A 14,814-nucleotide genomic window follows, 5' to 3' on the forward strand; every position below is an offset into this window, starting at 1 on the left:
AGCCTCGGCGGGGTCAGTGGTCGTTTGCACCGGTTCCGTGCGTTTCGGCCAGGGCGCGCAGCGTCCGGGCGTCACCGATCGCCTGCTGCTTGGCGACCCCGGGCTGGATGCCCAGTGCAGGCAGGCTCGTGCCGTCGCTGAGGTCGAGGAACACCCAGGGATCGCCGGGGCGGAGGTTGACGCGCAGGATCTGCGCCCACTCCAGGCGGTGGGTCCTGGTGAGGTTGACCACGGTCACGCCGCCCTCGTCGGCGACCACCTTGGGGCGGCTGAGCAGGACGAGGACGGAGGACAGCAGCACGGCGGTGAAGATGAAGCTGATCCGCTCACCCGGATGGAGGGTGTCGAGGAGCAGGGCGATGGCCGTGATGGTGAGGAACATGGCGGCGCCGACGCCCAGCAGAACGACCCGGGTGCGGGTCGGCCGGAAGGTGACCGGCAGGGCGGGCGGTACGTGCTGGGCGGCGGGCTCGGCCATGGGTGCGGTGCCTATCGGAGCGTCGGGACGGCGTACGGGTCAGAGCCGGCAGGCGTGGATCGAGGTGGTGAGGATCGCGCGCGCGCCGAGCGCGTACAGGTCGTCCATGATCCGCTGGGCTTCCTTGGCCGGGACCATCGCGCGGACGGCGACCCAGCCTTCGTTGTGCAGCGGGGAGACGGTCGGCGACTCCAGGCCCGGGGTGAGGGCGACCGCGCGCTCCAGGTGCTCGGCGCGGCAGTCGTAGTCCATCATCACGTAGCTGCGGGCCACCAGGACGCCCTGGAGGCGGCGCAGGAACTGCTGGGCCCGCGGGTCGTCGGTGTCGGTGCCGTTGCCGCGGATCACCACGGCCTCGGAGGTGAGGATCGGCTCGCCGATGACCTCCAGGCCGGCGTTGCGCAGGCTGGTGCCGGTCTCGACGACGTCCGCGATGATCTGGGCGACGCCGAGCTGGATGGCGGTCTCGACCGCGCCGTCGAGGTGGACGACGGCGGCGTCGATCCCCTTCTCGGCGAGGTGCTTGGCGACGATTCCCTCGTACGAGGTCGCGATCGTCATCCCGTGGAAGTCCTCGGGGCCCTTCGCGGTGCCGGGGATGGTGGCGTAGCGGAAGGTGGACCGGCCGAAGTTCAGCGGCAGGATCTCCTCGGCGCTGGCGCCGGAGTCGAGCAGCAGGTCGCGGCCGGTGATGCCGATGTCGAGCTTGCCGGAGGACACGTAGATCGCGATGTCCTTGGGGCGGAGGTAGAAGAACTCCACCTCGTTCTCGGGGTCGACGACCACGAGCTCCTTGGACTCCTTGCGCATCCGGTAGCCGGCCTCATGGAGCATCGCCGCCGCCGGTCCGGAGAGTGAACCCTTGTTGGGGACGGCGATGCGCAGCATGGGGCTTCCTTCGGCGTGGATACGTGAACTACGGGCAGGGGGTGCGGGCCGGTCAGAGGTGGGAGTAGACGTCGTCGAGGGAGATCCCGCGCGCCACCATCATCACCTGGACGTGGTAGAGCAGCTGGGAGATCTCCTCGGCGGCGGCTTCCTTGCTCTCGTACTCGGCGGCCATCCAGACCTCGGCGGCCTCTTCGACGACCTTCTTGCCGATGGCATGGACGCCCTTGCCGACGAGCTCGGCCGTGCGGGAGGTGCTGGGGTCGCCGTTGGCGGCCTTGAGCTGAAGCTCCGTGAAGAGCTCTTCGAAGCTCTTGGTGGGTTTGTTCGCCATGATGGTCCTCAGAATACGGGGTCCACGCCTGCCACTCAGCGCCAGGGTTCGCTGACGGTGCGCAGGGTCATGGCGGTGGAGACGGCGGCGGTGACCGCTTCGTGCCCCTTGTCCTCGTTCGACCCTTCGAGTCCGGCACGGTCCAGCGCCTGCTCGTCGTTGTCGCAGGTCAGTACGCCGAAGCCGACGGGAACTCCGGTGTCGATCGACACCTGGACCAGGCCTTGGGTGACGCCCTGGCAGACGTAGTCGAAGTGCGGGGTGCCGCCGCGGATGACCACTCCGAGGGCGACGATGGCATCGTAACCGCGACCGGCGAGTACCTTCGCCACGACCGGGAGCTCGAAGCTGCCGGGGACGCGCAGCACGGTGGGCTCGTCGATCCCCAGCTCGTGCAGGGCCCGCAGGGCGCCGTCCACCAGGCCGTCCATCACCTTTTCGTGCCACTGGGCCGCGATCACCGCGACTCGCAGGTCTCCGCAGTTCTTCACGCTCAGTTCGGGTGCGCCCTTGCCGCTCACAGCTCTGCTCCTCGGTGGTTCGTGGTGTCGGGGGTGTGGTGCGTGGTTACTGGTTGCCGCAGGCGGACGTGGTCACGGCCGCTTCCAGCCAGGGCAGGTCGTGGCCCATCCTGTCCCGCTTGGTGCGCAGGTAGCGCAGGTTGTGCTCGCCGGCCTCCATGGGCATCGCTTCCCGGTCGGAGACCTCGATGCCGTGCCGTACGAGGGCTGCGGACTTGTCGGGGTTGTTGGTCAGCAGCCGGACGCTGTGGACCCCGAGGTCGGCGAGGATCTGCGCCCCGGCCGCGTAGTCGCGGGCGTCGGCGGGCAGGCCCAGCTCCAGGTTGGCGTCGAGGGTGTCGCGGCCGCGCTCCTGGAGCTCGTACGCGCGCAGCTTGGACAGCAGTCCGATGCCGCGGCCCTCGTGGCCGCGCAGGTAGACGACGACCCCGCGGCCCTCGGCCGTGATGCGTTCCATGGCGGCGTGCAGCTGGGGGCCGCAGTCGCAGCGCTGGGACTGGAAGATGTCGCCGGTCAGGCACTCGGAGTGCATGCGGACCAGGATGTCCGTGCCGTCGGCGGCGGCGATGTCGCCGTGGACGAGGGCGACGTGCTCGACCCCGTCGACGGTGGAGCGGTAGCCGTACGCCGTGAACTCGCCGAAGGTGGTCGGCAGGCTGACCTGGGCCTCGCGGCGCACGGTCGGCTCGGCGGAGCGGCGGTAGGCGATCAGGTCCTCGATGGAGATGATCGTCAGGCCGTGCTTGCGGGCGAAGGGGATCAGCTCGGGCAGGCGCAGCATGACGCCGTCCTCGCCGGCGATCTCCACGATGGCGCCGGCGGGGCGCAGGCCCGCGAGGCGGGCGAGGTCCACGGCGGCCTCGGTGTGGCCGCCCCGGACCAGTACGCCGCCGGGCTTGGCGCGCAGCGGGAAGATGTGGCCGGGGCGGACGAAGTCGGCAGGTCCGCTGACCCCGCCGGCCAGCAGGCGCAGGGTGGTGGCCCGGTCGGCGGCCGAGATGCCGGTGGTGACGCCGTGGGCGCCGCTCGCGTCGACGGAGACGGTGAAGGCGGTCTGCATCGACTCGGTGTTGTGCTGGACCATCTGCGGGAGTTCGAGCCGGTCCAGCTCGGGGCCCTCCATGGGCGCGCAGATCAGGCCGCGGCACTCGCTCATCATGAACGCGATGATCTCGGGGGTGGCCATCTCGGCGGCGATGACGAGGTCGCCCTCGTTCTCGCGGTCCTCGTCGTCCACGACGACGACCGGGCGGCCGGCCGCGATGTCGCGGATGGCCTGCTCGACGGGGTCGAGACGGAAGGGCTCGTGGGTCTCGGCGTCGGGCACGGGCTTGAGGAGGGGGTTGAGGGTCATGCCGTTGCTCCTTCCAGGGCCTGGGCGGGGGTGGTGCGCGAGCGCTGGTACCAGTCGTAGGCGCCCCACAGCACGAGGGCGAAGTACACGACGTAGACGAGGCCGGAGAAGGCCAGGCCGCTGTTGAAGGCGAGGGGGACGCCGACGAGGTCGACGAGGAGCCAGGCGAACCAGAACTCGACCAGGCCGCGGGCCTGGGCGACCATCGCGACGATCGTGCCGACGAAGATGTACGCGTCGGCCCACGGGCTCCACGACAGCTTCGGGAACAGCGTGAACAGGCCGCCGACGGCGAGGGTGCCCAGCGCCGCGCCGGCCAGGAGCAGTCCGCGTTCCTTCCAGGTGGCGGTGCGCACGGCGATCGAGCCGTCCTGGGCCTTTTGGCTGCCGAGCTGCCAGGCGCGCCAGCCCCAGAGCGCCACGGAGATGACGAGGAGCTGCTTGCCGACGCCGCCGGCGAGGTGGGCGGAGGCGTAGGCGCCCACCAGGATCAGGCCGGACAGGAGCTGGGCGGGCCAGGTCCATATGGAGCGGCGCCAGCCGAGGGCGAGGGCGGCGAGGCCCATCAGGTTGCCGATCATGTCGGACCAGATGACCTTCTGGTCGAAGACCTCGAAGGCCTCCGTGTTGAGCCAGGTCAGGGCGCTCACCGTTCGGCTCCGTCCGTGTGCAGCGGGTCGACGCCGGCGGCGAGCAGGCGCTCGACGTACTTGGCGAGGACGTCCACCTCGAGGTTGACCGGGTCGCCGGGCTGCTTGATGCCGAGCGTGGTCAGCGCGAGGGTGGTGGGGATGAGGCTGATGGTGAACCAGTCGGCGGCGGCCTCGACCACGGTGAGGCTGACGCCGTCGACCGTGATGGAGCCCTTCTCGACGACGTAGCGCGAGAGGTTCGCCGGGAGGGCGATCTTGACGAGTTCCCAGTGCTCGGAGGGGGTGCGGGAGAGGATCTCGCCGGTGCCGTCCACGTGGCCCTGGACCAGGTGGCCGCCGAGGCGTCCGCCGAGGGCCATGGGGCGCTCCAGGTTGACGCGGGATCCCTTGGCCAGGGCGCCGAGGCTGGAGCGGTTGAGGGTCTCCTGCATCACGTCGGCGGTGAACTCGCCGTCGGCGGTCTCGACCACGGTGAGGCAGACGCCGTTGACGGCGATGGAGTCGCCGTGCTTGGCGCCCTCGGTGACGACGGGGCCGCGCAGGCGGAAGCGGGAGGCCTCGGCGAGCTCCTCGACGGCGGTGACCTCGCCCAGTTCTTCGACGATTCCGGTGAACACTCAGTGCTCCTTGAGGGCAGTGGGGACGGAGGGGGCGGCGGGGACTGCGGTGATGCGGATGTCCGTGCCGATGCGGACCGTCTCGGTGATCCGCAGCCGGAGCGCGTCGGTGAGGGTGCCGATGCCGGCGTCGGCGAGGGCGCTGCGGCCCGCGCCGAGCAGGACCGGGGCGAGGTAGCCCACGACCTTGTCGACGGCGCCCGCGGCGACGAAGGCGCCGGCCAGGGTGGGGCCGCCTTCGAGGAGTACGGAGCGGACGCCGCGCCGGTGCAGCTCGCGCAGCAGGGCGTCCACGGAGATCCCGTGCTTGTCGGACGGGAGGCGGACCAGCTCCACTCCGGCGAGGTGGCGGGTGGCTGCGTCTTCCAGGTTCTCGGCGACCGCGATCAGCGTGGGGGCGGCGTCGTCCAGGACGCGGGCGGTGGGCCGGATGGTGGCCTGGGTGTCGAGCACGACCCGCAGCGGCTGGTCGGCGGCGGTGAGGCCGGCGGGACCGCGCACCGCGAGGTGCGGGTCGTCGGCGCGCAAGGTGCCGGAGCCGACGATGACGGCGTCGGCCTCGGCGCGCAGCCGGTGGACGTCGGCGCGGGACTCCGGGGAGCTGATCCAGCGGCTGGTGCCGTCGGCGGCGGCGACGCGGCCGTCCAGGGTGGCGGCGTACTTCCACACGATGTACGGGCGCCCGAGGCGTACGGAGGTCAGCCAGGCGGCGTTGCCCTCCTCGGCCCGCTCGGCGAGCAGCCCGGTCTCGGTGGCGATCCCGGCGGCGCGCAGGGTCGCGGCGCCGCCGCTGGCCTGCGGGTTCGGGTCGGGGACGGCGTAGACCACGCGGGTGAGGCCGGCCTCGATGAGGGCGCCGGTGCAGGGTCCCGTACGCCCGGTGTGGTCGCAGGGTTCGAGGGTGACGTAGGCGGTGCCGCCGCGGGCGGCCCCGCCGGCCGCGGCCAGCGCGTGGATCTCGGCGTGCGGTCCGCCGGCCCGCTCGTGCCAGCCCTCGCCGACGACGGTGCCCGACGCGTCGGTGATCACGCAGCCGACGACGGGGTTGGGACTGGTGGAGCCGAGGCCGCGGGCGGCGAGCTCGATGGCCCGGCCCATGGCGGATGTGTCCGCTTCGCGGGCGGATGCGTCGCTGTCGTGCGCGTCGGCGTGTGTCGCCACCGGGTCCTCCTGCCTCATCGGGCACGGACTCCGGGGCCTGTCGGGATACGACAGATGAAGCGGGTTGCGCACAGGGGGACGCCGAGGCCGGAAATACGGCCCTCTCGCTCGCACGTCCCGAGGGACGTGCCGTGAGGACCGCCGGGCGGAACCCGACGGCGGCGTACCGGTGACTGGCCCGCCGCGCACTGCCTCCCATCCGGACTTTAACCGTCGGTCCAGGAGTTTCACCTGGTCAACCGGCCGCTGGCTGCGGACGGGTCGCGGACTATAACCGCCGGTTCGGAATTACACCGACCCCGGAGTGCGCTGCTTACTGGTACTAGGGCCAGTGTGCCACGGGTGATCCGCGGCCATGCGGGTGAGTCAATGTGGCCTGGGTCACAGAACGGTCACTCTTGAGCGGCTTCATCGCGCCACTCGAGCGACCTCGGACGGGACCCCGCTTTGGTCCAGACCTATTGACGGGTTGGTCTAGTCCTCTTAACGTTCCCTTCATCTTCCCCGGGAGACGGCCCGTCAGATGTGCGCACGTCACGGGCCGACACGCACCACATTTCCGCATGTTGTGTCCTGCCACCTCCCCTCCCCAGGAGGCACAATGCCGTCTCCCACACGCACGAGAGCGATGCTCCTGGCATCCGGCGCCGCAATCGCCGGAATGCTGGTCGCGGGCCTCTCCGCGGGCGTCTCGCACGCCGCCGACAATGAATCCTGTCGCCCCGACGGGCTGTACAAGACGGCCGGAGTCGACGTCCCGTACTGCTCGGTCTACGACACCGAAGGCCGCGAGAAGATGGGCGCCGACCACCAGCGGCGCGTCATCGGCTACTTCACCGGCTGGCGCACCGGCAAGGACGGCATCCCCGCCTACCTGCCCGGCAGCATCCCGTGGTCCAAGGTCACCCACCTGAACTACGCCTTCGCCCACGTGGGCGGCGACAACAAGATCTCGGTCGGCGCGGACAACGCGAACAACTCCGCCACCGGGATGACCTGGCCCGGCGTCGCGGGCGCCGAGATGGACCCCGCCCTCCCCTACAAGGGCAACTTCAACCTGCTGAACAAATTCAAGAAGCAGCACCCGAACGTCAAGACGCTGATCTCCGTCGGCGGCTGGGCCGAGACCGGCGGCTACTTCGGCGACGACGGCAACCGCGTCGCCTCCGGCGGCTTCTACTCGATGGCCACCAACGCCGACGGCTCGGTCAACCAGGCCGGCATCGACACCTTCGCGGACTCCTCGGTCGAGTTCGTCCGCACGTACGGGTTCAACGGCGTCGACATCGACTACGAGTACCCGACCACCATGAAGGACGCGGGCAACCCGCTGGACTGGCAGCTGTCCAACGCCCGCCGCGCCGGCCTCGTCAAGGGCTACGCGGCGTTGATGAAGTCCCTGCGCGAGAAGCTCGACCGCGCGGGCGCCGCCGACGGCAGGCACTACCTGCTCTCCGTCGCCGCCCCCTCCTCCGGCTACCTGCTGCGGGGCATGGAGACGTTCCAGATGCAGAAGTACCTGGACTACGTCAACGTCATGTCCTACGACCTGCACGGCGCCTGGAACGAGTTCGTCGGACCGAACGCCCAGCTCTTCGACGACGGCAAGGACGGCGAACTCGCCGCCGCCGGCGTCTACTCCACCTCCCAGTACGGCGGCATCGGCTACCTCAACTCCGACTGGGCCTACCACTACTTCCGCGGCTCCATGCCGGCCGGCCGCATCAACATGGGCCTGCCGTACTACACCCGCGGCTTCAAGAACGTGCAGGGCGGCACCGACGGCCTGTGGGGCAAGGCCCCCGCCACCACCTGCCCGGCCGGCGCGGGTCTGACCAAGTGCGGCGACGGCGCCGTCGGCATCGACAACCTGTGGCACGACCTGGACACGAACGGGGCCGAGTCCCCCGCCGGGTCCAACCCGATGTGGCACGCGAAGAACCTGGAGAAGGGCGTCGTCGGCGACTACGTCACCAAGTACGGCTTCCCCGCGAACACCACCCTGACCGGCACCTACGTCCGCAAGTACGACTCCACCCTGGTGGCGCCGTGGCTGTGGAACGCCCAGAAGAAGGTCTTCCTCTCCACGGAGGACGAGCAGTCGGTGGCCGCCAAGGCCGACTACGTGGTCGACAAGGGCATCGGCGGCACCATGGTCTGGGAGCTGGCGGGCGACTACGCGTACAACGCGGCCAAGGGCCAGTACGAGACGGGCGACACGCTCACCACGACGATGTACGACAAGTTCAAGTCGGCCTCCCCCTACGGCGCCAAGCGCGCCACGATCACCATGCCGACCGAAACGATCAAGGTGGACACGGAGCTCGGGCAGTTCCCGCTCGGCGACTCCAACTACCCCATCAGCCCGAAGCTGAAGATCACCAACAACACGACGGCCACCCTGCCGGGCGGTACGGAGTTCCAGTTCGACTACTCCTCCTCCGCTCCGGGCAATGCCAAGGACCAGTCCGGCTGGGGCACGAGCGTCATCCGCAGCGACCACACGGGCAGCAACGTGGGCGGGCTGAAGGGCGACTACAACCGGGTCTCGCTCAAACTGCCGAGCTGGCAGTCGCTGGCCCCCGGCGCCTCGGTGGAGCTGGACTTCGTCTACTACCTGCCGACCTCGACCCCGTCCAACTGGACGGTGACCTTCGGCGGCAGGACGTACGGCATCACCGGCGACCTGGCACGCGGCGCGACGGTGGTGGAGCCGGGCGGGGCGACGCAGCCGCCGACCACTCCCCCGACCACGCCGCCCACCACCCCGCCGACGACGCCTCCCACGACGCCGCCGACCACGCCGCCGGGCGGGATCTGCACGAACCCGGCGTACCTCGCGGGCCAGACCTACACCGGCGGCAGCCTCGTCTCGCACAAGGGCCACAACTGGAAGGCCCAGTGGTGGACGCAGAACGAGGAGCCCGGCACCACCGGTGAGTGGGGCGTCTGGAAGGACCAGGGCGTCTGCTGACACCCGGAGCGGGCATGTGAGGTGTGAGGACCCGGTGGCCCGGCGGCCACCGGGTCCTCGTCCGTGCTCCTCGTACGATTCCGTCGTGGACACACAGGTCGCCGCGACCGTCGCGGACTTCGAGGAACACCGGCCCCGGATGTTCGGCATCGCGTACCGCATGCTCGGCTCCGCCGCGGAGGCCGAGGACACCGTCCAGGACGCCTGGCTGCGCTGGAGCTCCGCCGATCGCGGCGGGATCGAGCGCCCCGGGGCCTGGCTCGCCAAGGCCGTCACCCGGCTGTGCCTCAACCGCCTCGACTCGGCGCGGGCGCGGCGCGAGACGTACGTCGGCCCCTGGCTGCCGGAGCCGGTCCTCACCGGCGGCGGGGCGCTGGGCCCGCTGGAGTCGGCGGAGCAGCGCGACGGTGTGTCGATGGCGCTGCTCGTGGTGCTGGAGCAGCTGACGCCGGTGGAGCGGGCGGTGTACGTGCTGCGCGAGGCCTTCGCGTACGGGCACCGGGAGATCGCCGACCTGCTGGACCTCTCCGAGGCCAACTGCCGCCAGCTCTACCGGCGGGCGGCGGCCCGGGTGACCGCGGATCCGGAGGCCGGGCCGAAACCGCGCTTCGCGCCGGATCCCGCGCAGTGGCAGGGCCTGGTGGAAACCTTCCTGGCGGCCGCGCGCAGCGGGGACCTGGCCCGGCTGGAGAGCCTGCTCGCGGCCGACGCGCGGTACGTGGCGGACGGCGGCGGGATCGTCAGCGCGGCACGGCGGCCGGTCCTGGGGCGGGAGAACGTGGCCCGCTTCCTGCTGGGCGCGCTGGAGAGGTACGTGGCAGATCTGCCGGTCTCCTCCACCGAGGTCAACGGGGCGCCCGCGCTGGTCTTCGGCGAGGTGGCGGTCTTGGTCGTGGAATTCGAGAATGGGCTGGTCAGCGGTCTGCGGACGATGCTCAATCCGGAGAAGCTGGAATTTCTCCTGCGCCAGTTGTCACATTCCTGAGGGCTGTCCGGTCCCAGCTGGTGAACCCACCCACGAGGGAAGGAACGGACACCATGAGCAGCAGCGAGAACACCGTCCTGGTCACCGGCGGCACCGGGAACCTGGGCGCGTTGGTCGTGACACGGCTGCGGGACGCGGGCCACGAGGTGCGCGTTCTGAGCCGGCACGCCCCGCACTACCCCGTCGACCTGCGGGACGGCAGCGGGCTGGACGCGGCGATGGCGGGCGCGCAGGTGGTCGTGCACTGCGCGTCCACCCCGCGCGGTGGTGACGACGTGGCCGCCGGGCACCTCGTGGAGGCGGCCCGGCGGGCCGGGACGGTCACGAACATCCTCTACATCTCGATCGTCGGGGTGGATGTGGTGCCCGTCGGCTACTACAGGATGAAGCTGAAGGTGGAGCGGATCCTGGAGCGGTCGGGGCTGGGTGTGACCATCCTGCGCACGACGCAGTTCCACGATCTGGTGGCACAGGTGGTGGGTGCGGTCTCGAAGCTTCCGGTGGCGCCGCTGCCCAACGGGGTGCGGGTGCAGCCGATCGCGGTCGAGGAGGTCGCGGACCGGATGGCGGAGCTCGCGGTCCCGGTCCCGGCCGGGCGGGTCGCGGACATGGGCGGCCCGGAGATCCACACCCTGCCGGAACTGGGCCGCGCGTACCTGACGGCCATCGGCCGCCGGCGCCGGGTGGTGCCGCTGCCGCTGGCCGGGAAGGCGTACGCGGGCCTCAAGCGCGGCGGGAACCTGACGCCCGCGCACGCGGTGGGCAAGGTGACCTTCGCCGAGTTCCTCGCGCGGCGGGCGGCGGACGGCCGCTGATCAGCGCCGGGGCAGCCTCGCGAGGGCGGCGGTCAGGGCGGAGTCGCGGCGCCGGTCGAACTCCTCCTCGGTGAAGACCGGGGTGGTGTGGTCGACCGGGATGCCCGGGCCGTCGAAGGTCTTCCCGGCGGCGGTCAGGAACTGTTCGTTGGGCAGGCCGAGGCTCCAGCCGTTGGGGAGGGTGCGGCCCAGGACGTCGGAGAAGACCCCCTGGGTCGGCTGCCCGATGCGGATCGTCCGGCCGGGGCGGTCGAGGAGGGCCTGGGTGAAGGTCTCGCCCGCGCTGACGGTGGATCCGCCGGTCAGCACGGCGATCGGGCCGGTGTAGCGGGGGCCCCGGGCCGGCTGGACGTGGAGGGGCTGGGGGCGGGTGAACCGGGTGGCGTCGGCGGGGTCGTTGCGCACGCGCTTGGCGTAGGCGAAGTACGGGCGGTCCGTGAGCCGGGCCGCCAGCTGGAGGCCGAGTGCGTCGTGGCCGCCGCCGTTGATCCGCAGGTCGATGACCAGGCCGCGCAGGCGGGCGGTGCGCTCGGCGGTGAACACGGTGTCCAGGGCGCGGTCGAGCTCGGCGCTCTCGGCGGCGAAGTCCCCGCTCTCGGTGTAGCCGCTGAAGCCGGACAGCCGCAGGTAGCCGCGGCCGTCGGGGAGGTCGGCGTAGGAGATCCGGCCCTGGGCGAACTCCTGGGGCGGGCGGCCGGCGAGGTCCACGTCCTGGATGTACGCCTTGACGCGCGTGTCGAGTTCCCGGCTGGGGATGGCGGTGCCCGGGCGGCCCTCGGCGAAGAACCGGTTGCCGGCGAGGAGGTGGACGTGGGCGTCGTGGAGGGGGGCGAGCATCTCCTGGAAGACGGCGAAGAGTTCGGCGTCGGTGGTGCCGGCGTGCACACGCGGGCGCTGGCGGTCGCGCACCGCGTTCCAGTCGATGCCCTTGGCGGCGAAGAAGGGGTAGTTCTCCGCGAAGGTCTGCCAGAACACGTCGAAGGTGGCGACCGGGTCCGCGGCGGGGCCGGGGGCCGGGGCATCGCGGCACCGGTCGGGCAGGGCGGCGAGGCGGCGGGCGGCCCGGTCGCCGGCGGAGCCGTCGATGTGCACAGACCCGGGGCGCACGGTGAGGATCTCGCCGTCCTTGGTGGCGTAGCGGAAGGGGCCGCCGCCCGGGAGGCGCCGGGCGCTGTCGCCGGGCAGGCAGCTGACGCCGGTGAGCTGGTACTCCTGGAGGCGGCCGGACTCCACGCGCAGCACGGTGCCGTAGCCGTCGAGCTGCCATACGCCGACGGGGCTCGCGGCCGGGGCACCCGTGTGCGCGGTGGCGGCCGCGGCGGGGCCGGCGAGGGTGGCCGCGAGGGCGAGGAGCACGGCGGTGGCGGCCGTGCGGCGGAGCGTGCGCCCGGGTGTGCGTGTGCCGGCTGTGCCGGCTGTGCTGGTCGTACTGGCTGTGCTGGTCGTACTGGTTGTACTGGTCATCGTGCTGTCCCCGTTCTCGGAAGTCCCTTGCCGGTGCCCAGGATCCGGGGTGGCGAGGGGGCGGGGACATCCGGCAGCCCACCCGGCCCGGGGTGGGGGTAACCCGACGGTGGCGGGCGGGACTCAGCCGAACAGGACCGCCTGGGCCGCCTCGCGGGCGGCGAGGCGGGCGCCCGCCAGGACCGCCGGGTCGCCGAGGGCGGTGGCGCGGACCTCGGTGGTGACGGGGGTCAGGGTGGCGAGCCGGCGGGCGACGCGGGCGGCGAGGTCGGGCCCGCCCGCGCGGCCGAGTTCGCCGCCGAGGACCACGCACCCGGGGTCGAGGATGGCCGTGACGGCCGCCGCGCCGAGGGAGAGCCGCTCGGCGAGGGCGTCGAGGAAGGCCTCCCCGGCGGCGCCCGCGACGGCTTCCTCGGCCGGGCCGTGGAAGCCGTGTTCCGCCGCCAGGGCGGTCACGGCGGCGCGGCTCGCGAGGGCGTGGAACCCGCCGTCGCAGTCGGTGGCCGAGGGCAGTTGGCCGGCGCCGGGCACCGGGAGGAAGCCGATCTCGCCCGCCCCGCCGGAGGCGCCCCGGCGCAGCCGGCCGTCCAGGACCACGGCCGCGCCGACGCCCGCCCCGAGCCACAGCAGGACGAAGGAGTCGATGTCCCGGGCGGCGCCCAGGCGCTGTTCGGCCAGGGCCGCCAGGTTGGTCTCGTTCTCCACCACCACCTTGGCCGGCAGCCGCCGTTGCAGGGCCGCCACCAGGTCCCGGTGCCAGGACGGCAGTCCGATGGTGTCGCCGAGTTCGCCGCTGGCCGGGGCGACCAGGCCGGGGGCGCCGACGACGACGGTGTGCAGGAGGTCCGCGCCGGCCGTGCGGGCCAGGTCGACGAGCCGGTCCACGGCTTCCTCGACCGCGTCGACCGGCAGCGGCGCCTGGGCCAGGGGGGTGCCGAGCAGGTCCGCGACGACCGCGGTCGCGCTGTCGGTACGTACGTCCAGTGCGGCCAGGTAGGCCCGTCGGGCGACGATCCCGTACAGCCGGGCGTTGGGGCCGCGCCGCTGTTCACCGGACTCTCCCACGACCTCGATGAGCCCGGCGTCGGTGAGCCGTTCCACGAGGTCGGCGACGGAGGGGCGGGAGAGGCCGGTCAGCTTCTTGAGCTGGGTGGCCGTCAGCGCGCCCTCGTCCTGGAGGAGTCCCAGCGCGAGACGGTCGTTGATGGCCCGGGCCGTACTGGGCGAAGCCGGGGAAGCGGGGGAAGTCACGGCGCCCATCTTAGGGAGCTTCGGGGCCCTAACCATCAGGAAGGGTCCCTGATAGTTTATGGCCCATGACCGGGGAAACCGACCTCAGCCCGGCGCGCCTGCGCCATGCCCGCCTCGCCATCGCCGCCGTCTTCTGCGCGCACGGCGCGGTGACGGGCTCCTTCGCCACCCGCATCCCCTGGATCCAGGAGCATTCCCAGCTCAGCTCGGGCACCCTGGGCCTGGCCCTCGCCTTCCCCGCCCTCGGCGCGGCGCTCGCGATGCCGCTGGCCGGGCGGGTGGCCCACCGCTTCGGCGCCCGGACCGCCCTGCGGGGCCTGCTGGCGATGTGGACCCTGTCGCTGATCCTCCCGAGCCTCGCCCCGAACCTGGTGGCGCTGTGCTTCGCCCTCTTCGTCTACGGGGCCACCTCCGGGATGGCGGACGTGGCGATGAACGCGCTCGGCGTGGAGACCGAGAACCGGCTCGGCCGCTCGATCATGTCCTCGCTGCACGGCATGTGGAGCGCGGGCGCGCTGGCCGGCTCGGCCGCCGGTACGGTCGCCGCGCACGCCGGCGCCGACGCGCGGCTGCACCACCTGGTCGCCGCCCTGGCGTTGACGGTGGCCGGGCTGGTCGCCGTACGGGGCGTGCTGGACCTGCGGCCCGGCCAGGACGCGCAGGCGCCGCCGCACTTCGCGCTGCCGCCCAAGTCCGCGCTGTACATCGGGGCGATCGGTTTCTGCGCGGTCTTCGCGGAGGGCGCGAGCATGGACTGGTCCGCCGTGTACCTGCGGGACGTGCTGCACACCGAGGCAGGACTCGCGGCCGCCTCCACCACGGCCTTCGCGCTGACCATGACGGTGGCGCGGCTCGCCGGGGACCGGGTGGTGGACCGGTTCGGCGCGGTACGCACGGTCCGCGCGGGCGGCGTACTGGCCACGGCGGGCGGGCTCCTGGTGATCGGGGTCCGGCACCCGGCCGCGGCGATGGCCGGCTTCGGGCTGATCGGGCTCGGCATCGCGGTGGTGGTCCCGCTGGCCTTCGCGGCCGCGGCGCGCAGCGGGCCGGCCCCGGCGCAGGCCATCGCCGGGGTCGCGACCATCACGTACACATCGGGGCTGATCGCCCCGTCGGCGATCGGCGCGGTGGCCGACGCGAGCTCGCTGGTGGCGTCGTTCGGTCTGGTCACGCTGTTGGCGTTCGCGCTGACAGCGGGGGCCGCCGTACTGCGCGGGCGGCCCGCGGCGGGCGGCGGGTCCCTCGCCGCCAATCGGGACGAACCTGCCGGTATCCAGCCGTAATATGGCCGCTGGCCGCACGGCGGCCCGGCAGCTTGA

The 14,814-nt window shown here is 72.2% G+C and carries 14 protein-coding genes and 1 riboswitch; of the genes, 4 read left to right on the forward strand and 10 right to left on the reverse strand.

Annotated features, from left to right (window positions below; translation table 11 throughout):
- Positions 1-13: 13 nt before the first annotated feature.
- Genes ACFWBF_RS24110 through ribD form a run of 8 tightly spaced genes read right to left on the reverse strand, consistent with a single transcriptional unit; the run spans position 14 to position 6,024 of the window.
- Positions 14-478 (reverse strand): PH domain-containing protein, encoded by a 465-nt coding sequence (locus ACFWBF_RS24110; RefSeq protein WP_385605490.1) that lies wholly within the window; start codon positions 476-478, stop codon positions 14-16.
- Between the two features lie 39 nt (positions 479-517).
- The gene (gene hisG / locus ACFWBF_RS24115) at positions 518-1,366 is read right to left on the reverse strand and encodes an ATP phosphoribosyltransferase (protein WP_385605492.1); all 849 of its coding nucleotides are present in this window, start codon (positions 1,364-1,366) and stop codon (positions 518-520) included.
- A gap of 52 nt (positions 1,367-1,418) precedes the next feature.
- On the reverse strand, positions 1,419-1,700 hold the full coding sequence (locus ACFWBF_RS24120; protein WP_385605494.1) for a phosphoribosyl-ATP diphosphatase: 282 nt from the start codon (positions 1,698-1,700) through the stop codon (positions 1,419-1,421).
- A 35-nt stretch (positions 1,701-1,735) separates the two neighbouring features.
- Positions 1,736-2,221, reverse strand: coding sequence for a 6,7-dimethyl-8-ribityllumazine synthase (gene ribH, locus ACFWBF_RS24125; protein WP_215031692.1), 486 nt, complete (start codon positions 2,219-2,221; stop codon positions 1,736-1,738).
- 46 nt (positions 2,222-2,267) lie between these two features.
- Positions 2,268-3,575, reverse strand: a complete 1,308-nt coding sequence (locus tag ACFWBF_RS24130; RefSeq protein ID WP_385605496.1) for a bifunctional 3,4-dihydroxy-2-butanone-4-phosphate synthase/GTP cyclohydrolase II — start codon at positions 3,573-3,575, stop codon at positions 2,268-2,270.
- Complete coding sequence (locus ACFWBF_RS24135; RefSeq protein ID WP_385605498.1) at positions 3,572-4,225, reverse strand: nicotinamide riboside transporter PnuC; 654 nt, start codon at positions 4,223-4,225, stop codon at positions 3,572-3,574. The genes ACFWBF_RS24130 and ACFWBF_RS24135 overlap by 4 nt, the downstream gene beginning before the upstream one ends.
- Complete coding sequence (locus ACFWBF_RS24140) at positions 4,222-4,845, reverse strand: riboflavin synthase (RefSeq protein WP_385224881.1); 624 nt, start codon at positions 4,843-4,845, stop codon at positions 4,222-4,224. The genes ACFWBF_RS24135 and ACFWBF_RS24140 overlap by 4 nt, the downstream gene beginning before the upstream one ends.
- The gene (ribD, locus tag ACFWBF_RS24145; RefSeq protein ID WP_385605500.1) at positions 4,846-6,024 is read right to left on the reverse strand and encodes a bifunctional diaminohydroxyphosphoribosylaminopyrimidine deaminase/5-amino-6-(5-phosphoribosylamino)uracil reductase RibD; all 1,179 of its coding nucleotides are present in this window, start codon (positions 6,022-6,024) and stop codon (positions 4,846-4,848) included. It lies immediately after the preceding gene.
- Between the two features lie 163 nt (positions 6,025-6,187).
- Positions 6,188-6,318, reverse strand: a riboswitch (FMN riboswitch).
- A 289-nt stretch (positions 6,319-6,607) separates the two neighbouring features.
- Here ribD and ACFWBF_RS24150 point away from each other — a divergent pair.
- From ACFWBF_RS24150 to ACFWBF_RS24160, 3 genes are all read left to right on the forward strand, one after another.
- Positions 6,608-8,980 (forward strand): chitinase C-terminal domain-containing protein, encoded by a 2,373-nt coding sequence (locus tag ACFWBF_RS24150; RefSeq protein WP_385605502.1) that lies wholly within the window; start codon positions 6,608-6,610, stop codon positions 8,978-8,980.
- An 85-nt stretch (positions 8,981-9,065) separates the two neighbouring features.
- Entirely contained in the window at positions 9,066-9,965 is a 900-nt protein-coding gene (locus ACFWBF_RS24155) for an RNA polymerase sigma-70 factor (protein ID WP_385605504.1), read from the forward strand.
- A gap of 53 nt (positions 9,966-10,018) precedes the next feature.
- The gene (locus ACFWBF_RS24160) at positions 10,019-10,780 is read left to right on the forward strand and encodes an SDR family oxidoreductase (RefSeq protein WP_385605506.1); all 762 of its coding nucleotides are present in this window, start codon (positions 10,019-10,021) and stop codon (positions 10,778-10,780) included.
- Here ACFWBF_RS24160 and ACFWBF_RS24165 read toward each other — a convergent pair whose 3' ends face one another.
- Together ACFWBF_RS24165 and ACFWBF_RS24170 are read right to left on the reverse strand one after the other, a co-directional pair.
- Entirely contained in the window at positions 10,781-12,244 is a 1,464-nt protein-coding gene (locus ACFWBF_RS24165; RefSeq protein ID WP_385605508.1) for a S41 family peptidase, read from the reverse strand.
- A 123-nt stretch (positions 12,245-12,367) separates the two neighbouring features.
- Positions 12,368-13,504, reverse strand: a complete 1,137-nt coding sequence (locus ACFWBF_RS24170) for an ROK family transcriptional regulator (protein WP_385605510.1) — start codon at positions 13,502-13,504, stop codon at positions 12,368-12,370.
- A gap of 56 nt (positions 13,505-13,560) precedes the next feature.
- Here ACFWBF_RS24170 and ACFWBF_RS24175 point away from each other — a divergent pair, with 56 nt between their 5' ends.
- On the forward strand, positions 13,561-14,778 hold the full coding sequence (locus ACFWBF_RS24175; RefSeq protein ID WP_385605511.1) for an MFS transporter: 1,218 nt from the start codon (positions 13,561-13,563) through the stop codon (positions 14,776-14,778).
- The last annotated feature ends 36 nt before the right edge of the window (positions 14,779-14,814 follow it).

Origin of the sequence: Streptomyces sp. NPDC060028, from assembly GCF_042736725.1 — a bacterium.
Lineage (GTDB): Bacteria > Actinomycetota > Actinomycetes > Streptomycetales > Streptomycetaceae > Streptomyces.